The 821-nt window shown below is 47.5% G+C and carries 1 protein-coding gene; it reads left to right on the top strand.

Annotated elements, in window-relative coordinates:
- Positions 1-84: 84 nt before the first annotated feature.
- On the top strand, positions 85-821 hold a 737-nt coding region (locus GRP75_RS28350), incomplete at its 3' end, for a FecCD family ABC transporter permease (protein ID WP_160791046.1).

Raw genomic sequence — 821 nt, 5'->3', positions numbered from 1 at the left:
CGAAACACCCCTTGGCATTATTTTTGCCTTGGTGGGCGTACCCTATTTTCTCTACCTTGTGCGCAAGCAGAGGAGGGAGTTTAGTTGAAACTGTCCCGTAATACCAGGGGGATTAGCATTATTTTACTGTTAGTAGTGCTGACGCTGCTAGTGGCTGTACTCAGTATGAATGTTGGGAAAATGAACCTTTCTCCACTCGAAGTTTTCAAGGTCATCATTGGCGAAGGAACGAGCAAACAGAACCTGATCGTGTTTGACTTTCGACTGCCACGTATTGTGCTTTCTATATTGGTAGGTATTGGCATGGGGATATCAGGCTGTATTATGCAAAGCTTGCTCAAAAACGACATGGCCAGCCCGGGGACACTCGGCATCAGCTCAGGCTCAGGGTTATTTGTACTTATGTATATTACGTTGTTCGCTAGTGAAGGATTGCTATCGCCTATTCTTCTTCCTGGGCTGGCTTTTGCAGGCGGCCTTACGGCAGCATTTTTGATTTTTATGTTTGCTTTCAGGCGGGGAAGAGACATCTCGCCTACGGGCTTAATTTTAACCGGTGTCGCTATGGGCAGTGGCTACAGCGCATTATCTCTGATGTTGACACTCCGGCTAGACAAGCAACAGTATGACTTTGCTCTGAGATGGCAGGCTGGAGACCTGTGGGGGGACGACTGGAGCTATATTATGGTGCTGCTCCCGTGGGTGCTTATCATTTGCTTTTACGTTTTTTACAGGTCGAACACACTCAATACGTTGAATTTGGGGAATCAGACAGCATCGGGGCTCGGCGTAGCAATTAAAAGGGAGTTTATCGGCTTGAC

Origin of the sequence: Paenibacillus sp. OT2-17 (assembly GCF_009827695.1) — a bacterium.
In the GTDB taxonomy this organism is placed as follows: domain Bacteria; phylum Bacillota; class Bacilli; order Paenibacillales; family Paenibacillaceae; genus Paenibacillus; species Paenibacillus polymyxa_B.
This window is presented reverse-complemented; position numbering and strand designations above follow the sequence as displayed.